The sequence below is a fragment of the Xylophilus sp. ASV27 genome, from assembly GCF_016428875.1.
Lineage (GTDB): Bacteria > Pseudomonadota > Gammaproteobacteria > Burkholderiales > Burkholderiaceae_C > Xylophilus.
This window is the reverse complement of the sequence record NZ_JAELTO010000007.1, coordinates 1-19,542: the sequence shown is the minus strand read 5'-3', so window position 1 is coordinate 19,542 and position 19,542 is coordinate 1. Positions and strand designations below refer to the sequence as shown.

The window sequence follows — 19,542 nt, the reverse complement described above, 5'->3', positions numbered from 1 at the left end:
CCGATGCGCGCGGATCAATTGCTGGTGGAGCGCGGCATGGCCGCCTCGCGTTCCCAGGCGGTGCGGCTCATTGCCGGCGGCCTGCGCTGGCGCGAGGCCGGCAGCGGCGCTGCCTGGCGTGTCGTCGGCAAGAACCGCGACGACATCCCCGCGTCCGCCGAACTGGAACTGCTCGACGCGGCCGAGTCGCGCTATGTCTCGCGCGGCGGCCTCAAGCTCGAAGGCGCGCTGCAGGCCGCTGGCATTGCCGCGGCCGGCAAGCTGTGCCTGGACGTGGGGCAGTCCACCGGCGGCTTCACCGACTGCCTGCTGCAGCACGGCGCCCGGCACGTGGTCGGCGTGGACGTGGGCCATGGCCAACTGCACGCCCGCCTGCGTGAGGACGCGCGCGTGACCGCCGTGGAACGCGTCAACGCGCGCAGCCTGAGTGCTACTGATTTTGTAGCTAATGGCCCAGCTGCTGCCTGGGCTATAAGCACTTTTTCCGTGAATTCAGAGGCACGCTTCGACCTGGTGGTCGGCGACCTGTCATTCATCTCGCAAACGCTGGTGCTGCCGGCGCTGGTGCCGTTGATGGCGGCCGACGCCGACCTGCTGATGCTGGTCAAGCCGCAGTTCGAGCTGCAGCCCGGCCAGATCGGCAAGGGCGGCATCGTGCGCGATCCGGCCCTATACGCCGTGGTGGAGGCGCGCCTGCGCGCGGCCTGCGATGCGCTGGGCCTGGTGGTGGGGCACTGGTTCGACAGCCCGATCGAGGGCGGCGACGGCAACCGCGAGTTCTTCATCCATGCAAGGAGGGCGGCATGACCGCACCCGTTTCCCCGCGTTCGCCGCTGCCGGTGAGCTTCGAATTCTTCCCGCCCAAGACGCCCGAGGGCGCGGCCAAGCTGCGGCTGGTGCGCCAGGCGCTCTATGCGCGCCAGCCGGAATTCTGTTCCGTCACCTACGGCGCCGGCGGCTCCACGCAGGAAGGCACCTTCGGCACCGTGCGCGAGATCCTGGCCGAAGGCGTCGAGGCCGCCGCGCACTTCTCGTGCATCGGCGCCACGCGCGCCTCGGTGCGGGCCGAACTCGCCACGCTGGCGCAGATGGGCGTCAAGCGCCTGGTCGCGCTGCGCGGCGACCTGCCCAGCGGCTACGGCGCCGGCGGCGAATTCGCCTATGCCAGCGACCTTGTCGCCTTCATCCGCGCCGAGACCGGCAGCACCTTCCGCATCGAGGTGGCGGCCTATCCCGAGGCCCATCCCCAGGCGCGTTCGCCCGCGGCCGACCTGCAGGCCTTCGCCGCCAAGGTGCGCTCCGGGGCGGACGCCGCGATCACCCAGTACTTCTACAACGCCGACGCCTACTTCCGCTTCGTGGACGAGGTGGCGGCGCTGGGCCTTGGCGTGCCCGTGGTGCCCGGCATCATGCCGATCACCAGCTCGACCCAGCTGATGCGCTTCTCCGACGCCTGCGGCGCCGAGATCCCGCGCTGGATCCGGCTGCGGCTGCAGTCCTTCGGCGACGACGCGGCCTCGATCCGCGCCTTCGGCCTGGACGTGGTGGCCGAACTCTGTGCGCGCCTGCGCGCAGGCGGCGCGCCCGCGCTGCACTTCTACACCATGAACCAGTCGGCCGCGACGCTGGCTCTGCTGGATCGGCTCTGATGACGGCGCGGCGGCGCACCCGGGCGCTCGCGGGGCTGCTGGTCCTGCTGTCGGGCTGCGCGACCCCGCCGCCGCCGCAGCAGGCGGCCCCGGCGCCCGTGGCCAAGGCCGAGACGCCGCTGCGGCCGCTGTTGCGGTTGCGCGACATCCCGGAGGATGCCCCCGCATCCGGCGTTGCGTTCGTGATGGCGCCGCCCGCGCCGGACGAGCCCGACGCGCCGCAGGAAGACCCGGAGGCGGGCCAGGAGATCGGCCGTGGGGGCTCCTCCTGGTACGGCGGCCGCTTCCACCGGCGCCGCACCGCCAGCGGCGAGGCCTTCGACATGGAGGCCTTCACCGCCGCGCATCGCACGCTGCCCTTCGGCACCCTGGTATGCGTGCGCAGCCTGGTCAACGGCCGCTCGGTCGTGGTGCGGGTCAACGACCGCGGGCCGTCGTCGCCGCAGCGCATCATCGACCTGAGCTACGCCGCCGCCAGGGCACTGGACATGGTCGGCCTGGGCTTCAAGCAGGTGGTGCTCAGCCGCCCAACGGCCACAGGCGAATGCGTGCGCTGAGCGCGCTGCCGCGCAGGCCATCCGGGAAAGGCCTCATGTCAGGCATGGGATTTGCGTGACTCAATGGTCATCCCACAAACCAACAGAGGAATCTACCCTATGAAAAAGACCTTGATCGCCTTTGGTGCCTTGCTGGCGTGTGCCGGCACCGTACAGGCGCAAAGTTCTGTGACCATTTCTGGATTGATGGATGCCTATGCCGGCTCCATGCGCATGGCAGGCGACCCTGGCCGCACCAACGTGCTCGGCAGCGGCGGCCTCACCACCTCCTGGTTCGGCTTCACCGGCGTGGAGGACCTGGGCGGCGGGCTCAACGCCAGCTTCAAGCTGACCTCGTTCATGCGCGTCGACACCGGCAGCATGGGGCGCTTCAATGGCGACCCGTTCTTCTCGCGCGACGCCAGCGTCGGCCTGGGCGGCGGCTTCGGCAACGTGCAACTGGGCCGCGGCCTGGCGCCCAACTTCCTGCCCACCATCATCGCCAACCCGTTCGGCGACTCCTTCACCTTCTCGCCGCTGGTGCTGCACGCCAACGTCACCACCGCCCGCTGGACCACCCCCACCACCCCGTCCGACACCGGGTGGAGCAACCAGATCCTCTACAGCACGCCAAGCTTCGGTGGGCTGAAGGCCAACCTGCACTATCAGTTCGGCGAGCAGTCCAGCAACACCGGCAACGACGGCAAGCGCAACCTCGGCATCAACGCGCTGTACTTCGGCGGCCCGGTGACCCTGGTCGGCTTCTACGAGCGCGCCCAGATCTCCAACCCCGTGAATCCGGGCGTCATCACCACCGGCGGCGTGCCCGACACCAAGAAGAACTGGATGCTGGGCGGTGCCTACGACGCAGGTTTCCTCAAGGCCTTCCTGACCTACGGCCAGTCCAAGGCCGACATCGCCAACTTCACCGGCAAGACCACCTCGCTCGGCGTGGACGTGCCCCTGGGCGGCGGTTCGGTCAAGGCCGGCGTGGCGCGTACCGAGGTGTCGGGCTCCTACAACGGCACCCGCACCACCGGCACCGTGGGCTACGACTACTTCCTTTCCAAGCGCACCGACGTCTACGCCATGCTCATGCATGACAGCGTCACGTCCCTCAGCAGCGGCACCAGCGTCGGCATCGGCGTGCGCCACCGGTTCTGAAGCGCATTGCCGCACCCATGGAAAAGAGGCCCCGGCAGACCGGGGCCTCTTTTTTTTCCCTTCCGCGTCAGCCGCCGGACTCGAGCGAAAAGGCCGCGTGCCGGTCCTGGCCCAGCGCCGCCACCATCTGCGGCAGGGCCGGCGCCAGGGCGGCTTTCAGGGTGTAGGGCGGATTCACCACGAACATGCCGCTGGCCGGCAGGCCGGGCCGCTTGGCGCCTTCCCCGGCGACGGCCGCGCTGGCCATCTTCGACGACTTCACCGTCAGCGTGGCGTGCAGCCAGGGCTTGCCGGCCTGCGTGGCCAGCGTGCGCAGCCGCCGCGGCAGCTCGTGCGCCTCGGGCCGCGCGATCAGCGGATACCACACCGCATAGGTGCCGGTGGCGAAGCGCTTGAGGCTGTCGGCCACCAGGGCCGCCACCCTGGCGTAGTCCTGCTTGAGTTCGTAGCTGGGGTCGCACAGCACCAGGGCGCGCCGCGCGGGCGGCGGCAGGAATTTCTTCACGCCCTCGAAGCCGTCCTCGCTCAGCACCGCGATCCGGCGGCCGGCATCGAGCTGGGCGATGTTGCCGGCCAGCGCCCGGGCATCGGTGGGGTGCAGCTCGAACAGCTTGAGCTTGTCCTGGGGCCGCAGCAGCCGCTCCAGCAGGAACGGCGAGCCGGGGTAGACCTTGGGGTTGCCGCTGCCGTTGAAGCCCCGCACCAGGTCGAGGTAGGCCTGCAGCGCCGGCGCGCAGTCGGCCGGCGGGCTGCCGTACAGGCGCAAGATGCCCTCTTGCGCCTCGCCGCTTTTGGTCGCGTAGTCGCCATCGAGCCGGTACAACCCGGCGCCGGCATGGGTGTCGAGCACCGTCAGCACCGCGTCCTTCTGTACGAGATGGTCGAGGATGGCGACCAGCGTCGTGTGCTTGAGCACGTCGGCGTGGTTGCCCGCATGGAAGGCGTGGCGGTAGCTGAACATAGCCGCCTATGGTAAGCGGCCTTGCCGGCCGACGTGAAAACTTCCTATAATGGAAGGCTTCGCAGCGCTCGATGGGTCCCGCGGCGAGGTTTCACCCCCACCTAAGAGGTTTCCTTCAGAGAGACACCGACCGTGGAAAAGGGCCCTCTACACTCGAAAGCTATCAGCAATGTCTACATTCAGCGCAAAGCCCGCTGACGTGGTGCACGAGTGGTTTGTGATTGACGCGACCGACAAGGTCCTCGGCCGGGTAGCCAGCGAAGTTGCCCTCCGTCTGCGCGGCAAGCACAAGGCCATTTACACGCCTCACGTCGATACTGGCGACTTCATCGTCATCGTCAACGCTTCCAAGCTCAAGGTCACCGGCACCAAGTCGCTCGACAAGGTGTACTACCGTCACTCGGGCTACCCCGGCGGCATCACGGCCACCAACTTCCGCGACATGCAGGCCAAGCACCCCGGCCGCGCACTCGAGAAGGCCGTCAAGGGCATGCTGCCCAAGGGCCCGCTCGGCTACGCCATGATCAAGAAGCTCAAGGTCTACGGCGGCGCGGAGCATCCGCACACCGCCCAACAGCCGCAAGTGCTGGAAATCTAAGGAGCCCACGATGATTGGTGAATGGAACAATGGCACCGGCCGCCGCAAGTCCAGCGTGGCCCGCGTGTTTCTGAAGAAGGGCTCCGGCAAGATCACGGTCAACGGCAAGGACGTACAGGAGTACTTCGGCCGCGAGACCTCGATCATGATCGCCAAGCAGCCGCTGGTGCTGACCAACCATGTCGAAACCTTCGACATTCAGGTCAACGTGCACGGCGGCGGTGAATCCGGCCAGGCCGGCGCCACCCGCCACGGCATCACCCGCGCCCTGATCGACTACGACGCGACGCTCAAGCCCGTCCTGAGCCAGGCCGGCTTCGTGACCCGCGACGCGCGTGAAGTCGAGCGCAAGAAGGTCGGCCTGCACTCTGCACGCCGCCGCAAGCAATTCTCGAAGCGCTGATGCTGGCCACTGCGGACCTGCAGGGCCGCGGTGCAGATCACAGCATTTCGCCTGCTGTCGAAACCGCCCTCGTGGCGGTTTTGTTTTTCCGCATCGCCCTGCTGGTTGTACCGGCAAATCCCGGCGGGCGGCCTGATCTTGCGCTTTACGCTAGCATGTCCGTCTAGCGTCATCGCACATTCCACCGGAGCCTTCCATGAGCGCCCTTGCCGAAGCCGTCCCCACTGAAGAAATGCCCGCCCCGATCCTGTTCACCGACAGCGCGGCCGCCAAGGTGGCCGAGCTGATCGCGGAAGAGGGCAACCCCGACCTCAAGCTGCGCGTTTTCGTGCAGGGCGGCGGCTGCTCGGGCTTCCAGTACGGCTTCACGTTCGACGAGATCACCAACGAGGACGACACGACCATGACCAAGAATGGCGTGTCGCTGCTGATCGACGCCATGAGCTACCAGTACTTGGTGGGCGCCGAGATCGACTACAAGGAAGACCTGCAGGGCGCGCAGTTCGTGATCAAGAATCCCAACGCCACCACGACCTGTGGCTGCGGCTCGAGCTTCTCCGCCTGATCCTGCGTGACGGTGCGTCGCTCCGCACACCGTCCACAAGCCGCCTCCGGGCGGCTTTTTCGTTGGCGCCGCCTTCCCTCTGCCCATTCCGGCCGCATCCGATGATCCGTTTTCCCACTTCCGCTTCTGGAACACCGCTGCTCTGGCTGGTGGCCGTCGGCTTCTTCATGCAGACGCTGGACGCGACCATCGTCAACACCGCCTTGCCCGCCATGGCCAGCAGCCTGGGCGAGAGCCCGCTGCGCATGCAGTCGGTGGTGGTGGGGTACTCGCTCACCATGGCGATGCTGATCCCGGCTTCGGGCTGGATCGCTGACCGCTTCGGCACCCGGCGCGTGTTCTTTGGCGCCATCCTGCTGTTTGCCATCGGTTCGCTGTTTTGCGCGCTGTCCCAGAACCTGACCCAGATCGTGGCATCGCGCGTGTTGCAGGGCCTGGGAGGGGCGCTGCTGCTGCCGGTGGGGCGGCTGGCCGTGCTGCGGGCCTTTCCGCGGGAGCAGTTCCTGCGCGCCATCAGTTTCGTCGCCATACCGGGTCTGATCGGGCCGCTGCTGGGGCCGACGCTGGGCGGCTGGCTGGTGCAGTACGCGTCCTGGCACTGGATCTTCCTGATCAACCTGCCGGTGGCGCTGCTGGGGTGTATCGCCACGCTGCGCTACATGCCCGAAGGGCGCAGCATGGTGATGGCACGCTTCGACCTGGGTGGCTATTGCCTGCTGGCCTTCGGCATGGTGGCGATCTCGCTGTCGCTGGACGGGTTGTCGGAGCTGGGGCTGCGGCAGGCCACCGTGGTGCTGCTGCTGATCTTCGGGCTGGCAAGCCTGGCGGCCTACTGGCTGCGGGCCCTGCGCCGGCCCGATCCTTTGTTTGCGCCGGAGCTGTTTTCGGTGCCGTCGCTGCGTGTCGGGCTGCTGGGCAACCTGTTCGCCCGCATCGGCAGCAGTTGCATGCCCTTTCTGATTCCGCTGCTGCTGCAGGTGAGCATGGGCTATTCGCCCTCGCAGGCCGGCATGATGCTGCTGCCCGTGGCGCTGGCCGGCATGGCAGCCAAGCCCGTGGTCACGCGCCTGGTGTCCCGCATCGGCTACCGGCGCATGCTGGTGGGCAATACCGCAATGGTCGGACTGGTCATGACCAGCTTCGCGCTGGTGTCGCCTGAGCAGCCGCTGTGGCTGCGCATCCTGCAGCTGGCCTGCTTCGGCGCGGTCAATTCGATGCAGTTCACGGCGATGAACACGGTCACGCTCAAGGATCTCGATGGCGGCATGGCCAGCAGCGGCAACACCTTGCTGTCCATGGTGCAGATGCTCGCCATGGGGCTGGGGGTGGCGGCCGCCGGGGCGGTGTTGGCCGGCTTCGGCGACTACTTTGGTGCCGGTGCGGCAGGAGCCCACACCCTGTCGGCCTTCCGCGCCACGTTCGCGACCATGGGCCTCATGACCCTGGCGGCCTCGAGCATCTTCTGGCAGCTGCCACCCGATCCGGAGGGCATTCCTGCCAAGCTGGTGCCCGTGGAGACGGATGCGGTGGACAACGTCTAGGGCGTGTCATCCTTCATTTCGCCCCCGCGAAAGCCTGCGGCGCGGTGCAGTGCGAGGCGCGCCCGGGCTTCAGGCCGGATATACGGCGCCCAGGATGCGTGCGCCGCGGGCGCCGGTCACCGAGGGCAGGCTGGCGGTACGGCGCTCCATGGCCTGGCGTGCCAGCCAGGCGAAGGCCGTGGCCTCGACCTGCAGCGGCGGCAGTCCCGCCTGCGCGGATGACTGCACCCGCACGCCCGGCAATGCGGCGGCCAGTCCTCGCATCAGGGCGCCATTGAGCGCGCCGCCGCCGCAGACGAAGAGTTGCCGGCACGCTTCACCGTGGCGCAGCAATGCCTCGGCGCAGGTCTGGACGGTCAGGGCGGTGAGTGTCGCCTGCACGTCTTCGGCCCGGGCGGCGCCGTGCCGCGCCAGGTGGGCCGACAGCCATTCGGCGTTGAACAGGTCGCGGCCCGTGCTGCGCGGCGGCGTGCGGGCGAAGAAGGGCTCGGATCTGAGCGCCTCCAGCAGCGCGGGCAGCACCTGGCCCGTGTCGCCCCAGGCGCCGTCGGCATCGAAGGGCTGGCCGGTGTGTTGCCGGCACCACGAGTCCAGCAGCGCATTGCCGGGGCCGCAGTCGAAGCCGATCGGGGCCGCGCCGCAAGCCGCAAGCACGCTGAGGTTGGCGATGCCCCCGATGTTGAGGACCGCGACCGCGGCCTGCGCGCGGCCGAACCAGTCCTGGTGGAAGGCCGGCACCAGCGGCGCGCCCTGGCCGCCCGCCGCCAGATCGCGGCTGCGGAAATCGGCGACCACGTCGATGCCGGTGAGTTCTGCCAGCAGCGCGGGGTTCTGCAGCTGCAGCGTATAGCCGGTGCCGTCGAATTCCAGCGGGCGGTGCCGCACCGTCTGCCCGTGGGCGCCGATGGCCTGCACGGCACTGGCCGGCCGGCCGCTGGCCGCGAGCAGATCCGCCACCACCGCTGCGTAGACCCGGGACAGGGCATTGCCGGCGAGCGCGGCGCGGTGCAATTCGTCAGTGCCGCTGTGATTGAGGGCCAGCAGTTCGGCGCGCAAGTCCGCCGGAAGCGGCGCCGTCGCATGCCGGAGCACGCGCGCGCCGGACCCCTCCTGGGGAAACTCCGCCAGCACGCCGTCCACGCCATCGAGCGAGGTGCCGGACATCAATCCGATGTAGCAAGCCGCCTGCATAGTGTGCGCTGTGCCCGCAACGGCCGGTTGGCGCGGGCGGGCGCCTTCAGTCTGCGCTGGCCAGCGTGGACTGGTTGGCGGTCTGCAGTTCGATGCGCATCGTGGCGGCGAGGCGGTCGAACTCGGGCCGCGCGGCGGCGCTGAGCTGGGTGGCCTCGCTCTGGCGCGCCATGGCCATCGGGTCCTGTTGCATGCCCCGGACGCGGAACTCGAAATGCAGATGCGGGCCGGTGGCCCAGCCGGTCTGGCCGACGTTGCCGATGGTCTGGCCCTGGGCCACGCTCTGGCCACGGGTGACGCCGATGCGGCTGAGGTGGGCGTAGACCGTGACGTAGTCGTTGCGATGGCGCACGAAGATCACGTTGCCATAGCCGTTCTGCACGCCGGCGAATTCGACCACGCCGTCGCCCACGGTGCGCACCGGGGTGCCGCTCGGCGCGGCGAAGTCGGTGCCCAGGTGGGCGCGCCACTGGTGCAGGATGGGGTGGAAGCGGTTCGAGAAACCGCTGGAGACGCGCGTGAACTGCAGCGGTGCGCTGAGGAAGGCCCGGTTCAGGCTCTGGCCGTCCAGGCTGTAGTACGCACCCTTTTCTCCCTTGGGCTGGAACCACATGGCCTGCAGTGCCTTGCCGTCGTTGACGAACTCGGCGCTCAGCACGCGGCCGGCGCGCAGCACTTCGCCGTCCGCCTCTATCGTTTCGTAAACGACGGTAAAGCGGTCGCCCTTGCGCAGGCTGCGGCGGAAGTCGATGCTGCTGGAGAAAATCTCGGCGATCTGGCTGCCGACCGACTCGGGAATGCTGGAGGCGTCCGTGGCGGCCAGCAGCGAGGACTGGATCACGCCGCTGCCGAGCCGGCTGGACACCGTCGTCGGGGCCGACTCGATGTGGCTCGCGAAGCCGTCCTGGGTCTTCTCCACCACCAGGCGCTGGAACTGCTCGGCGTCGTCGGCGCTCCAGCGCACCGTCAGGCGCAGCAGTTGATGCTCGTCCGAGGCCTCGACCGACACCAGCCGGCCGACCCGCCCGAGCACGGCCTGGCGGGCGCGCTCGTCGCGGCGCAGGAAGGTGGCCGCCGCCGGGTCGTTCACGCCCAGGCGCTGCAGCAGGGAGTCGGCCGTGTCGGTCGAGCGCGTGGTCTCCGTGCGGAACAGGCGCATCGGGTGCGCATCCAGCGCTTCCAGAGGCGCGGTGGCGGGCAGGGGCTGGACGGATTGCAGGATTTGCCTGACAGGCAGATCGGCCGGGTCGGGGGCCAGGTTGGCCACGGCAAAAGCGCCTCCGCCGCCGAACAGCAGCAGTGCGCCGACCGCTGCGGCGACGCGTTGGGGATGCTGGATGCTGTGGGCCGCGCGGGTCAGGAATGCCTGCCCGACGGCCATGAAACCGTTGTTCAAAAGATCTATCCCCAGAAGGAATTCGCTGTAGCGGGGCGGGAGGCCAATGCCGGCGGCCCTGCAATGTTCTTGGGAGGTGTTCTTTGCACGCCTCGGCAGCGGGGTGCAAAAAGCGGGCCACTTAAAATCCGCGTGGCGGGCTGGCCGGAAGTATACCGACGCCCCAACCCGCGGCATCTGAAAAAACCCTTATGAACCAACCAGTCGCTAAAAGCCATCCCGTCACCGATCGTGTAGGACAGGCGCTCGAGATTTCGCTGCGCGGGGCCGACGAATTGCTGCCGCAGTCCGAGTGGGTGCGGAAGCTGGCCCGCTCGGAAGCCACCGGCACGCCGCTGCGCATCAAGCTCGGGCTGGACCCGACCGCGCCGGACATCCACCTGGGCCACACCGTCGTGCTCAACAAGATGCGCCAGCTGCAGGACCTGGGGCACCAGGTGATCTTCCTGATCGGCGACTTCACGACGCTGATCGGCGACCCTTCCGGGCGCGACACGACGCGGCCGCCGCTGACGGCCGAGCAGATCAAGGCCAATGCCGACACCTACTACCGGCAGGCCAGCCTGGTGCTCGACCCGTCCCGGACCGAGGTCCGCTACAACAGCGAATGGTGCGCGCCGCTGGGCGCGGTCGGCATGATCCAGCTGGCGTCCAAGTACACCGTGGCGCGGATGATGGAGCGCGACGATTTCCACAAGCGCTTCACGGGCGGCCTGTCGATCAGCCTGCACGAGTTCCTGTACCCGCTGCTGCAGGGCTATGACTCGGTGGCGCTCGGGAGCGACCTCGAACTCGGCGGCACCGATCAGAAGTTCAACCTGCTCATGGGGCGGCATCTGCAGCAGGAGAACGGCATGGAGCCGCAGTGCGTGCTCACCATGCCGCTGCTCGAAGGCCTGGACGGCGTGCAGAAGATGTCCAAGAGCAAGAACAACTACATCGGCATCAGCGAGGACGCCAACAGCATGTTCGCCAAGACGCTGTCGATTTCCGACGAGCTGATGTGGCGCTGGTACACGCTGCTGAGCTTCCGCTCGCTGGGCGAGATCGCCGCGCTGAAGGCCGAGGTGGCGGCCGGCCGCAATCCCAAGGATGCCAAGGTGGCGCTGGCCAGGGAGCTGACCACGCGCTTCCACAGCGCGGCGGCGGCCGACGCGGCCGAGCAGGACTTCCAGAACCGCAGCAAGGGCGGCGTGCCGGACGTGATCCCGGAGGCTTCGCTGTCCGGCGCGCCGCTGGCGGTGTCCGCGCTGCTCAAGCAGGCCGGGCTGGCGCCGTCGACCTCAGAGGCCAACCGCCTGATCGACGGCGGCGGCGTGCGGGTGGATGGCAGCCCGGTGTCGGACCGGGGGCTCAAGCTCGGTGCCGGCGTCTACGTGGTCCAGGTCGGCAAGCGCAAGTTCGTGCGGGTGAGCCTGGGCTGATTTTCCGCTGGTTTTTTGAGGGAAAAATGGCTGTGGCCCAGGTAATTCCTGGGCTTTATGCTATATATTTTGTAGCGTTTGTCCTCAGTCCAGATCGGTCTCGGTATCGGGGTCCGGCACGTCGCCGATGGTCTGGCGCGTCATGGCCGCCTGCATGCGCAGCCAGTCGCGGAAGGCCTTGACCTCGGGCCGGGCGGCGCGGCGCGGGGCGATCAGCAGCCAGTAGGCCAGCGGCGAGTCCAGCTTGTGCTGCGGCAGCACCTCGACCAGGTCGCCTGCGGCCAGGCTGTCGGCCACCAGCGGCATGCGGGCCAGCGCCACGCCCTGGCCGGCCAGCGCCGCCTGCGCGATCTGGTGCGCGTAGTTGAAGTACAGCCAGCGCCGCGGCGCCAGCCTGCCCACGCCGTGCGCCTCGGCCCAGCGCTGCCAGCTCAGCCACTCGGTGTGGTGCGAGTGGTAGAGGTCGCCGGCCTCGATCAGGGTGAAGCGGTTCAAGTCGGCCGGTTCGCGCAGCGGCGTGCCGTCCTGCAGCAGCCAGGGGCTGGCCACCACGGCCAACTGCTCGCCGAACAGCCGCTCCGCGCCCGAGGCGATGCGCGCCGGCACGCTGTAGCGCAGCGCCACGTCGACGTCGGTGGTTTCCAGGTCCACCGGAACGTCGGTGGCGTCGATGCGGATGTCGATGTCCGGGTGGTCGCGCTGGAAGGCTTCGAGCCGGGGGATCAGCCACATCGACGCGAACGAGGCCCAGGTGCTGATGGACACGCTGCGGCGCCCCGCCGTCTGGCGGATCTGCTGCACCGCGCTGTCCATGCTGTAGAGGCTGGGCTGGACCGCGCGCAGCAGTTGGGCGCCCGCGCCGGTCAGTTCCACCGCGCGCGTGTGGCGCAGGAACAGCGGCACGCCCACGTCCTCTTCCAGCGACTGGATCTGCCGGCTCACCGCGGACTGGGTCAGCGACATCTCCTCCGCCGCGGCGCGGAAGTTGAGGTGGCGGGCGACGGCCTCGAAGGCGCGCAGGCAGCCCAGACTGATCGGGCGGGTACGCAGTGGCAGATGGGGAGTCATGGGGTGGCAGCCGGGCGGCCGTCATTGATGCGCATGAAGAATCAATGCCGCGCCGCGATTTCATTGGACCAGGGATGTGAAGGCCTTGATTATGAATGCCTCTCCCACCCTCCGCAGGAGCCCGTCATGGTCCACGCATTGTCAATCAAAGAACAAGAATCGCACGCCGTCGGCAGTGCTCGCGCCGGTGCGTTCCGCACCACCGGCGGCGGCATGCTGGTGCTGCGTCAGGGCGCTGCGTGGGTCACCATCGACGCCGGCGGTGCGGCCACGCCGCCGCACCGGCACGGGGTGGCGCCGCGCGGCGGGGACTGGTTCCTGGCCCAGGGCGACCGGCTCGGCGTGCCCGCCGGGCGCCGGGTGGTGGTGGAGTCGCTCGACGCGGCGGGTATCCGCTTCGACTGGCGGCCCGCCAGCGCCATGGCGCCCGGCGCGCTGCACGCCCTGCAGCGGTGCATGCTGTCCGCAGCGGCCCTGGCGCGCGGCGTGGCCTGCTGGACCGCCCATGCGCTGGCTTCGCGCGGCCGGCCGGCCGCGGTGGTGCGCAAGTGAACGGACCGCTGTAGGCCGGAGCTGACGGGCAACTCCCGTCCCAGACGACATGCGCGGGGCGCCGCGCTCCCTAGTCTGGAGGCCTACTCGGCGGCCCCCGGCGGGCCGCCCGAACCCTCCGGAGACGCCATGTTCACCCCCCCGCCATCCACCACCAGCGCACGCCCGGCGTTGCGGCTGCAGCAGCAGTCCCCGCGCGGCGCCGTGACACTGAACCGCCTGCAGCAGCAACAAGGTGCCACCGAATTCCAGAGCGGCATCCGCAAGGCGCCGCCCGCCCGCGTGCCGCGCGCACCGGCCGGCCCGGGTAGCACCTCCGTGGGCACGCCCGGTGAACAGCCGGCGCAGCCCCCGGGCAGCGGCCTGCGCAATCCGCGCGAAGTCAAGTCCTACGTCGAAGAATCCAACCTCAACCAGGACGCCTGACACGAGGGCGCGCGTCAGCTTCTAGCGCCCCGCCTGCAGCTGCCGCAGATCGTGGCGGTAGCCCTGCAGGCGCTCGACCATGGTCTGGCGCTGCGCCGGCGTGGCCAGTGCGTGCAATTGGGCGAAGGTCTCGCAGCCTTCGCGCTGCAGCGCGGCCTGGTAGCGGCGGTAGGCGGGGTCGGGCGAGTCCAGGGCGCGTTCGAGCAGCGCGCGCACTTCGGCACGCGCCTGCTCCGGCGGCGGCTTGTCCTGTGCCAGCCGGCCCAGGGCCTGCAGCAGTTCCTGCTGCCGCTGCAGCCGCTCGGCGTAGCGGCGCTGCGGGTCGAAGCCGGTGCGCGCGAGGCGTTCCTGCAAGGCTTCGCGCTGCGCCGGGTTCAGGCGGCCATACAGCATCTCGCTGCGCTCGCGCACTTCCTTGACGCGCCGCGACTGCTGGTCGGCCGGCGTGGCGTCCATCCATTGCTTGCGGTACTTGGCGTTGTTGCTGTCGAACTTGCTGCGGATGTTGTCGATCTGCCCGGGCTGCAGGTTCAGTACCGACACGGCCACCGGGCCTTCGGCACGCCGCATGAGGGCCTGCAGCCGCTCGCGCAGCTCGTCCACCAGGCGGCAGGCGCTGTCGGCGGTGATGTCCTGCGCGGCGGCGTCCTGGGCCTGCTGCAGCAGGGCGTCGATCTGCGGCAGCTCGGCGCTGCGGTGCCATTGCAGCAGCGCGTCGAGTTCCTGGCGCACCTGGCGCGACTGGCCGCTGTCGAAATCCACGTAGCCGTCGAGCCACCAGTAGGCCAGTTGCGGCGACTGGTCGTAGGCCAGCCGCATGGCGCTGCAGGCCTGCAGCAGCGCCACCGCCAGCAGGGCGCCGGCGGCCGCGCCGATAATCCGCAGCCAGGCTCCGGCGGCGCGCCGGGGCGGTGTCGATGGCAGGCGAGAAGGAGCGGGCATGGCGGGGCTGGACGTGGTGGTGATGGCGGCGGGCAAGGGTACGCGGATGAAAAGCCGCCTGCCCAAAGTGTTACACCGGCTTGCCGGGCGGCCCATGGTGCGCCATGTGCTCGATGCGGTGGCGGCGCTCGGGGCGCGCCGCGTGGTGCTCGTCACCGGCCACGGCGCCGAGGCGGTCGAGGCCGCGCTGCGCCCGGGGGCCGGCCAGGCCCTGCCGTTTGCGCTGGACTTCGCCCGCCAGGAGCCGCAACTGGGCACCGGCCATGCCGTGCAGCAGGCCGCGCCGCTTCTGCCGGAAGATGGCACGGTGCTGGTGCTCAACGGCGACGTGCCGCTGATCACCGCCGCCACGCTGCGGGCGCTGGCCGCTGCCGCGGCCGACGGCGCGCTGGCCGTGCTCACCATCGCGCTGGACGACCCGAGCGGCTATGGCCGCATCGTGCGCGACGCCCGGGGCGCCGTGCGCGCCATCGTCGAGCACAAGGATGCGAGCGCGGCCGAGCGCGCCATCCGCGAGACCAACGCCGGCATGATGGCCGTGCCGGGCGCGCGCCTGCGCGGCTGGCTGGCGCGCCTGCACAACCGCAACGCCCAGGGCGAGTACTACCTCACCGACATCGTGGCCCTGGCCGTGGCCGACGGCGTGCCGGTGCGCGCCGTGACCACCGAGGACGCGGTGGAAGTCGCCGGCGTCAACAGCCCGGCGCAACTGGCGGCGCTGGAGCGCGCCTTCCAGCGCCGCCAGGCCGAGCGGCTGATGGAAGCCGGCGTGCGCCTGGCCGACCCGGCGCGCTTCGACCTGCGCGGCACGCTGCAGTGCGGCGCGGACGTGGAGATCGACGTCGGCTGCGTCTTCGAGGGCGAGGTGAGCCTGGGCGAGGGCGTGCGCATCGGTGCGCACTGCGTGATCGCCGATGCGCGCATCGCCGCCGGCGCGGTGATCCACCCGTTCAGCCACGTCGCCGGCGGTGCGGTGGACAAGGGCGGTGCCGTGGAAGTGGGCGAGGGCGCGCTGGTCGGCCCGTTCGCGCGGCTGCGCCCCGGCGCCCGGCTGGGCGCGCAGGTGCACATCGGCAACTTCGTCGAGGTCAAGAATTCCACCCTGGCCGAGGGCGCCAAGGCCAACCACCTGGCCTACCTGGGCGACGCCACGGTGGGCGCGCGGGTCAACTACGGCGCGGGCAGCATCACCGCCAACTACGACGGCGTGCACAAACACCGCACCGTGATCGGCGACGACGTGCAGGTCGGCAGCAACTGCGTGCTGGTGGCGCCGGTCACGCTGGGCGCCGGCAGCACCGTGGCGGGCGGCTCCACCATCACCAAGGACACGCCGGCCGGCGCGCTGGCCGTCGCGCGCGGGCGGCAGGTGAGCATCGAGCACTGGAAGCGCCCGGTGCGCACGGCGCAAGGCCGATGAGCGCCGCGCCCCCGCTGCGGGACGTGGCCGCGCTGCAGTCCGCACTGGCCGCGCGCGAGGCCGAACTGGCCGCCGCGCGGGCGGAGCTGGAGGATTTCTTCCGCGTCGCCTCGCACGACCTGCGCGCGCCGCTGCGCCATCTGAAGGCCTTCGGCGGCCTGCTGCGCGAGCGCTTGCAGGACCTGGGCGGGGATGCCGAGGCGCTGGAGTTCCTGGCCACCATGGACCAGTCCACCGCGCTCATGGGGCGCATGGTGGACGGGCTGCTGATGCTCTCGCGCATCGGCCGAGCTCCGCTCACCGTGCTGCCGCTGGACCTGGCCGCGCTCGCGGCCGAGGTGCGCGACGACCTCCACGCCGAAGCCGCCGGCCGCAGCGTGGAATGGCAGATCGCGCCCGACCTGCCGGCCTGCCACGGTGACCCGGCCCTGGTGCGGCAACTGCTGCAGCACCTGCTGGGCAATGCGCTCAAGTTCACGCGCCGCCAGCCGGTGGCGCGGATCGCGGTCGGCGGGCAGTACGTCGCGGGGGGCGCGGTGGAGTTCTTCATGCGCGACAACGGCGTGGGCTTCAATCCCGCAGCCGCGGGGCGGCTCTTCGGCGTGTTCGAGCGCCTGCACGGCGCGGCGGAGTTCGAGGGCCTGGGCGTGGGCCTGGCGGCGGTGCGGCGCATCGCCGAGCGCCACGGCGGCAGTGCGCGGGCCGAGGCGGCGCCGGACGCGGGCTGCACGGTCTACGTCCGGCTGGGCGTTCCGGCATGAGTGGATTGCTATATTAATAATAGCTAATAGCCCAGGTATTTAATGGGCTAGAGGCATTTTTGGCTTGAATTTTGCGCATTTCAGGCTGAAAAAGGCCTTGACGTTGCGCACGTGCGCGTCGGCATGGAACAGGCGCTGCGCCAGCGCCAGGTAGTCCGGCATGTCGCGGCTGCGCACCACCAGCACGAAGTCCGGCCCGGGCGACACGCGGTAGCACTGCTGCACCGCCGGCTCGGCCACCGCGCGCGCCTCGAAGGCGTCGAGCCGGGCGGCGTCCTGGCCGTCCAGCGTGATCTCCACCAGCGCCGTCAGCCCGTGGCCCAGCAGCGGCGCCAGCCGGTCGCCGTCCAGCAGCGCCACCTGGCGCGCGATCAGGCCGGCCTCCACCAGCCGGCGCACGCGGCGCAGGCAGGTCGGCGGCGACACGTGCGCCGCCTCGGCCAGCGCCTGGTTGCTGCGCGAGGCGTCTTCCTGCAGCAATTCCAGCAACCGCCAGTCGGTCGCATCAAGCGTGATTTCGTTCATCTGTGGAGATTGCATGAATGAATATTGCCTGGGGTGTGGATGGTGAAATCCTAGGTCATATTCATGCGAGTTTTATTGATTAATTTCCTTTGGGCGGCCCTAGCATTGCGTATTCATCAGTCAACAAGGCCACTCCATGTGCGGCATCGTCGGCGCGGTTTCCACGCGCAACATCGTTCCCATCCTCGTGCAGGGCCTGCAGCGGCTGGAGTACCGCGGCTATGACTCCTGCGGCGTGGCGGTGTACGACACGGCCGCGGCGCTCTCGTCACAGGGGCCGCTGATGCGCGCGCGCAGCACCGCGCGCGTGGCCGAACTGCTAGCGCAGGTCAATGCCGGCGCGGTGCAGGGCACGACCGGCATCGCCCACACCCGCTGGGCCACGCACGGCGCGCCCGCGGTGCACAACGCGCATCCGCACTTCAGCCATGGCCCGGGCGCGGTCGATGGCTCCGCCGCGCGCCCCGGCCGCATCGCGCTGGTGCACAACGGCATCATCGAGAACCACGACGCGCTGCGCAGCCGGCTGGAGGCGCGCGGCTATGTGTTCGCCAGCCAGACCGACACGGAAGTCATCGCCCACCTGATCGACAGCCTGTACGACGGCGACCTGTTCGAGGCGGTGCAGGCGGCCATCCTGCAACTGCGCGGCGCCTACGCCATTGCCGTGTTCTGCCGCGACGAGCCGCACCGCGTGGTCGGCGCGCGCGCCGGCTCGCCGCTGATCCTGGGCGTGGGCCCGCAGGGCGGCGAGCATTTCCTGGCCAGCGACGCCATGGCCCTGGCCGGCGTGACCGACCAGATCGTCTACCTGGAAGAGGGCGACGTGGTCGACCTGCAGCTGGGCCGGTACTGGATCGTGCAGCGCGGCAAGGACGGCGTGCTGCGCCCGCTCGACGCCGCCGCGCGCCCGGTGCGCACCGTGCTCGCCCACAGCGGCGCGGCCGAGCTGGGCCCCTACCGCCACTACATGCAGAAGGAAATCTTCGAGCAGCCGCGCGCCATCGCCGACACGCTCGAAGGCATAGAAGGCATCGTGCCCGAGCTGTTCGACGGCGTCGCCCCGCACGGCGGCACCGGCGCCAGCGCCTGGCGCGTGTTCCAGGACATCGACCGCGTGCTGATCCTGGCCTGCGGCACCAGCTACTACAGCGGCTGCACCGCCAAGTACTGGCTCGAAGGCATCGCCAGGATCCCGACCCAGGTCGAGATCGCCAGCGAGTACCGCTACCGCAGTTCCGTGCCCGACCCGCGCACGCTGGTCGTCACCATCAGCCAGTCCGGCGAGACCGCCGACACCCTGGCCGCGCTGCAGCATGCGCGCAGCCTGGGCATGGAACAGACCCTGACCATCTGCAACGTCGCCACCAGCGCCATGGTGCGCGAATGCAAGCTGGCCTACATCACGCGCGCCGGCGTCGAGATCGGCGTGGCCTCCACCAAGGCCTTCACCACCCAGCTCGCCGGCCTGTTCCTGCTCACGCTCACGCTGGCGCAGGTGCGCGGGCATCTGGACGCCGAGGCCGAGGCCCGGCACCTCAAGGCCATGCGCCACCTGCCCGCCGCGCTGCAGGCCGTGCTGGCGCTGGAGCCGCAGATCATCGGCTGGGCCGAGGCCTTCGCCGCCAAGGACCACGCCCTGTTCCTGGGCCGCGGCCTGCACTACCCGATCGCCCTGGAAGGCGCGTTGAAGCTCAAGGAGATCACCTACATCCACGCCGAGGCCTACGCCGCCGGCGAACTCAAGCACGGCCCGCTGGCGCTGGTCACCAGCGACATGCCGGTGGTCACGGTCGCGCCCAACGACGCGCTGCTGGAAAAGCTCAAGAGCAACCTGCAGGAAGTCCGCGCCCGCGGCGGCGTGCTCTACGTGCTGGCCGACGCCGACACCCACATCGAGCGCGCAGAAGGCATGCACGTGATCCGCATGCCCGAACACTACGGCCCGCTCAGCCCGCTGCTGCACGTGGTCCCGCTGCAACTGCTGGCCTACCACACCGCCTGCGCGCGCGGCACGGACGTGGACAAGCCGCGGAACCTGGCGAAGAGTGTGACGGTGGAGTGAGGGGAGGGCACTGGTCCGCGGCGTCATAAAGTCACAATAGATGTGGTCATTTTTATGAGCGGCTTATATGGAAGCCTCTCGGATTACAAGTAACCTTTGTGCGTGAAGAATCAGGGGGCAGGGCTGCAGTCTTATATCCGGCCTGTTGTGCAGGCTGGTATGCCCGCTGGCCCTGATGGCATTCGCTGATGAGGCTCCCATCTAATCTTACTGTGTCATAAATTTCATAATTCGATCTTCCGGACTTCGATTTGGAGGATCGATGAATGCAGCCGAGCGCTTCGATAGCTATCTGGAGCACCTGAGCGAAGGCCTGGGTCACGTGGACCGGCATGCGGGCCTTCGCGGTTACTGC

20 protein-coding genes are annotated in these 19,542 nt (G+C 69.5%); 14 read left to right on the top strand and 6 right to left on the bottom strand.

Features of this window, described 5'->3' with window-relative positions; all coding sequences use genetic code 11:
* Positions 1–3: 3 nt before the first annotated feature.
* The 4 genes from JHD63_RS02875 (at position 4) to JHD63_RS02860 (ending at position 3,349) form a co-directional block, all read left to right on the top strand.
* Positions 4–807, top strand: a complete 804-nt coding sequence (locus tag JHD63_RS02875) for a TlyA family RNA methyltransferase (protein ID WP_198969151.1) — start codon at positions 4–6, stop codon at positions 805–807.
* Entirely contained in the window at positions 804–1,649 is an 846-nt protein-coding gene (metF, locus tag JHD63_RS02870) for a methylenetetrahydrofolate reductase [NAD(P)H] (protein ID WP_198969150.1), read from the top strand. Before JHD63_RS02875 ends, metF begins: the two co-directional genes overlap by 4 nt.
* Positions 1,649–2,206, top strand: a complete 558-nt coding sequence (locus tag JHD63_RS02865) for a septal ring lytic transglycosylase RlpA family protein (protein WP_233167523.1) — start codon at positions 1,649–1,651, stop codon at positions 2,204–2,206. Before metF ends, JHD63_RS02865 begins: the two co-directional genes overlap by 1 nt.
* 99 nt (positions 2,207–2,305) lie before the next feature.
* Positions 2,306–3,349, top strand: a complete 1,044-nt coding sequence (locus JHD63_RS02860) for a porin (protein WP_198969149.1) — start codon at positions 2,306–2,308, stop codon at positions 3,347–3,349.
* A gap of 67 nt (positions 3,350–3,416) precedes the next feature.
* Here JHD63_RS02860 and JHD63_RS02855 read toward each other — a convergent pair whose 3' ends face one another.
* Positions 3,417–4,310 (bottom strand): 23S rRNA (adenine(2030)-N(6))-methyltransferase RlmJ, encoded by an 894-nt coding sequence (locus JHD63_RS02855; protein ID WP_198969148.1) that lies wholly within the window; start codon positions 4,308–4,310, stop codon positions 3,417–3,419.
* Positions 4,311–4,479: 169 nt separating this feature from the next.
* On the opposite strand from JHD63_RS02855, the gene rplM reads away from it, so the two are divergent.
* The 4 genes from rplM (at position 4,480) to mdtD (ending at position 7,417) form a co-directional block, all read left to right on the top strand.
* The gene (gene rplM / locus JHD63_RS02850) at positions 4,480–4,908 is read left to right on the top strand and encodes a 50S ribosomal protein L13 (protein WP_198969147.1); all 429 of its coding nucleotides are present in this window, start codon (positions 4,480–4,482) and stop codon (positions 4,906–4,908) included.
* A 10-nt stretch (positions 4,909–4,918) separates the two neighbouring features.
* Positions 4,919–5,311: a 30S ribosomal protein S9 gene (rpsI, locus tag JHD63_RS02845; RefSeq protein ID WP_198969146.1), complete on the top strand. Its 393-nt coding sequence runs from the start codon at positions 4,919–4,921 to the stop codon at positions 5,309–5,311.
* A gap of 196 nt (positions 5,312–5,507) precedes the next feature.
* Positions 5,508–5,876, top strand: a complete 369-nt coding sequence (gene erpA / locus JHD63_RS02840) for an iron-sulfur cluster insertion protein ErpA (RefSeq protein ID WP_198969145.1) — start codon at positions 5,508–5,510, stop codon at positions 5,874–5,876.
* Positions 5,877–5,977: 101 nt separating this feature from the next.
* The gene (gene mdtD / locus JHD63_RS02835) at positions 5,978–7,417 is read left to right on the top strand and encodes a multidrug transporter subunit MdtD (RefSeq protein WP_198969144.1); all 1,440 of its coding nucleotides are present in this window, start codon (positions 5,978–5,980) and stop codon (positions 7,415–7,417) included.
* A 69-nt stretch (positions 7,418–7,486) separates the two neighbouring features.
* Here mdtD and JHD63_RS02830 read toward each other — a convergent pair whose 3' ends face one another.
* Together JHD63_RS02830 and JHD63_RS02825 are read right to left on the bottom strand one after the other, a co-directional pair.
* Positions 7,487–8,608, bottom strand: coding sequence for an anhydro-N-acetylmuramic acid kinase (locus JHD63_RS02830; protein WP_198969143.1), 1,122 nt, complete (start codon positions 8,606–8,608; stop codon positions 7,487–7,489).
* A gap of 46 nt (positions 8,609–8,654) precedes the next feature.
* Positions 8,655–9,989, bottom strand: coding sequence for a M23 family metallopeptidase (locus JHD63_RS02825; RefSeq protein WP_198969142.1), 1,335 nt, complete (start codon positions 9,987–9,989; stop codon positions 8,655–8,657).
* A gap of 206 nt (positions 9,990–10,195) precedes the next feature.
* On the opposite strand from JHD63_RS02825, the gene tyrS reads away from it, so the two are divergent.
* Positions 10,196–11,428, top strand: a complete 1,233-nt coding sequence (gene tyrS / locus JHD63_RS02820; RefSeq protein WP_198969141.1) for a tyrosine--tRNA ligase — start codon at positions 10,196–10,198, stop codon at positions 11,426–11,428.
* Positions 11,429–11,512: 84 nt separating this feature from the next.
* On the opposite strand, the gene JHD63_RS02815 is transcribed toward tyrS, so the two are convergent.
* Positions 11,513–12,496: a LysR substrate-binding domain-containing protein gene (locus JHD63_RS02815; protein WP_198969140.1), complete on the bottom strand. Its 984-nt coding sequence runs from the start codon at positions 12,494–12,496 to the stop codon at positions 11,513–11,515.
* Between the two features lie 126 nt (positions 12,497–12,622).
* Between JHD63_RS02815 and JHD63_RS02810 the strand changes: the two genes are divergently transcribed.
* Together JHD63_RS02810 and JHD63_RS02805 are read left to right on the top strand one after the other, a co-directional pair.
* A complete protein-coding gene (locus tag JHD63_RS02810) occupies positions 12,623–13,048 on the top strand; it encodes a DUF2917 domain-containing protein (protein WP_198969139.1) in 426 nt (141 codons plus the stop codon).
* A 129-nt stretch (positions 13,049–13,177) separates the two neighbouring features.
* Positions 13,178–13,474: a hypothetical protein gene (locus JHD63_RS02805; RefSeq protein WP_198969138.1), complete on the top strand. Its 297-nt coding sequence runs from the start codon at positions 13,178–13,180 to the stop codon at positions 13,472–13,474.
* A 21-nt stretch (positions 13,475–13,495) separates the two neighbouring features.
* Here JHD63_RS02805 and JHD63_RS02800 read toward each other — a convergent pair whose 3' ends face one another.
* Positions 13,496–14,416 carry a DUF6279 family lipoprotein gene (locus tag JHD63_RS02800; RefSeq protein ID WP_198969137.1) on the bottom strand — a complete coding sequence of 307 codons (921 nt, stop codon included), beginning with the start codon at positions 14,414–14,416 and terminating at the stop codon, positions 13,496–13,498.
* Here JHD63_RS02800 and glmU point away from each other — a divergent pair.
* Both glmU and JHD63_RS02790 read left to right on the top strand, forming a co-directional pair.
* Positions 14,415–15,836: a bifunctional UDP-N-acetylglucosamine diphosphorylase/glucosamine-1-phosphate N-acetyltransferase GlmU gene (glmU, locus tag JHD63_RS02795; protein ID WP_198969136.1), complete on the top strand. Its 1,422-nt coding sequence runs from the start codon at positions 14,415–14,417 to the stop codon at positions 15,834–15,836. The genes JHD63_RS02800 and glmU overlap by 2 nt on opposite strands.
* Complete coding sequence (locus tag JHD63_RS02790) at positions 15,833–16,597, top strand: sensor histidine kinase (RefSeq protein ID WP_198969135.1); 765 nt, start codon at positions 15,833–15,835, stop codon at positions 16,595–16,597. The genes glmU and JHD63_RS02790 overlap by 4 nt, the downstream gene beginning before the upstream one ends.
* A gap of 39 nt (positions 16,598–16,636) precedes the next feature.
* Here JHD63_RS02790 and JHD63_RS02785 read toward each other — a convergent pair whose 3' ends face one another.
* Positions 16,637–17,122 (bottom strand): Lrp/AsnC family transcriptional regulator, encoded by a 486-nt coding sequence (locus tag JHD63_RS02785; protein WP_198969191.1) that lies wholly within the window; start codon positions 17,120–17,122, stop codon positions 16,637–16,639.
* Positions 17,123–17,258: 136 nt separating this feature from the next.
* Between JHD63_RS02785 and glmS the strand changes: the two genes are divergently transcribed.
* On the top strand, positions 17,259–19,187 hold the full coding sequence (gene glmS, locus JHD63_RS02780) for a glutamine--fructose-6-phosphate transaminase (isomerizing) (protein ID WP_198969134.1): 1,929 nt from the start codon (positions 17,259–17,261) through the stop codon (positions 19,185–19,187).
* Positions 19,188–19,542 lie beyond the last annotated feature (355 nt).

Coding starts and splice junctions, on each gene's coding strand:
- JHD63_RS02875 (WP_198969151.1), top strand. CDS start 4: ATGCGCGCGGATCAATTGCTGGTGGAGCGCGGCATGGCCGCCTCGCGT.
- metF (WP_198969150.1), top strand. CDS start 804: ATGACCGCACCCGTTTCCCCGCGTTCGCCGCTGCCGGTGAGCTTCGAA.
- JHD63_RS02865 (WP_233167523.1), top strand. CDS start 1,649: ATGACGGCGCGGCGGCGCACCCGGGCGCTCGCGGGGCTGCTGGTCCTG.
- JHD63_RS02860 (WP_198969149.1), top strand. CDS start 2,306: ATGAAAAAGACCTTGATCGCCTTTGGTGCCTTGCTGGCGTGTGCCGGC.
- JHD63_RS02855 (WP_198969148.1), bottom strand. CDS start 4,310: ATGTTCAGCTACCGCCACGCCTTCCATGCGGGCAACCACGCCGACGTG.
- rplM (WP_198969147.1), top strand. CDS start 4,480: ATGTCTACATTCAGCGCAAAGCCCGCTGACGTGGTGCACGAGTGGTTT.
- rpsI (WP_198969146.1), top strand. CDS start 4,919: ATGATTGGTGAATGGAACAATGGCACCGGCCGCCGCAAGTCCAGCGTG.
- erpA (WP_198969145.1), top strand. CDS start 5,508: ATGAGCGCCCTTGCCGAAGCCGTCCCCACTGAAGAAATGCCCGCCCCG.
- mdtD (WP_198969144.1), top strand. CDS start 5,978: ATGATCCGTTTTCCCACTTCCGCTTCTGGAACACCGCTGCTCTGGCTG.
- JHD63_RS02830 (WP_198969143.1), bottom strand. CDS start 8,608: ATGCAGGCGGCTTGCTACATCGGATTGATGTCCGGCACCTCGCTCGAT.
- JHD63_RS02825 (WP_198969142.1), bottom strand. CDS start 9,989: ATGGCCGTCGGGCAGGCATTCCTGACCCGCGCGGCCCACAGCATCCAG.
- tyrS (WP_198969141.1), top strand. CDS start 10,196: ATGAACCAACCAGTCGCTAAAAGCCATCCCGTCACCGATCGTGTAGGA.
- JHD63_RS02815 (WP_198969140.1), bottom strand. CDS start 12,496: ATGACTCCCCATCTGCCACTGCGTACCCGCCCGATCAGTCTGGGCTGC.
- JHD63_RS02810 (WP_198969139.1), top strand. CDS start 12,623: ATGGTCCACGCATTGTCAATCAAAGAACAAGAATCGCACGCCGTCGGC.
- JHD63_RS02805 (WP_198969138.1), top strand. CDS start 13,178: ATGTTCACCCCCCCGCCATCCACCACCAGCGCACGCCCGGCGTTGCGG.
- glmU (WP_198969136.1), top strand. CDS start 14,415: ATGGCGGGGCTGGACGTGGTGGTGATGGCGGCGGGCAAGGGTACGCGG.
- JHD63_RS02800 (WP_198969137.1), bottom strand. CDS start 14,416: ATGCCCGCTCCTTCTCGCCTGCCATCGACACCGCCCCGGCGCGCCGCC.
- JHD63_RS02790 (WP_198969135.1), top strand. CDS start 15,833: ATGAGCGCCGCGCCCCCGCTGCGGGACGTGGCCGCGCTGCAGTCCGCA.
- JHD63_RS02785 (WP_198969191.1), bottom strand. CDS start 17,122: ATGAACGAAATCACGCTTGATGCGACCGACTGGCGGTTGCTGGAATTG.
- glmS (WP_198969134.1), top strand. CDS start 17,259: ATGTGCGGCATCGTCGGCGCGGTTTCCACGCGCAACATCGTTCCCATC.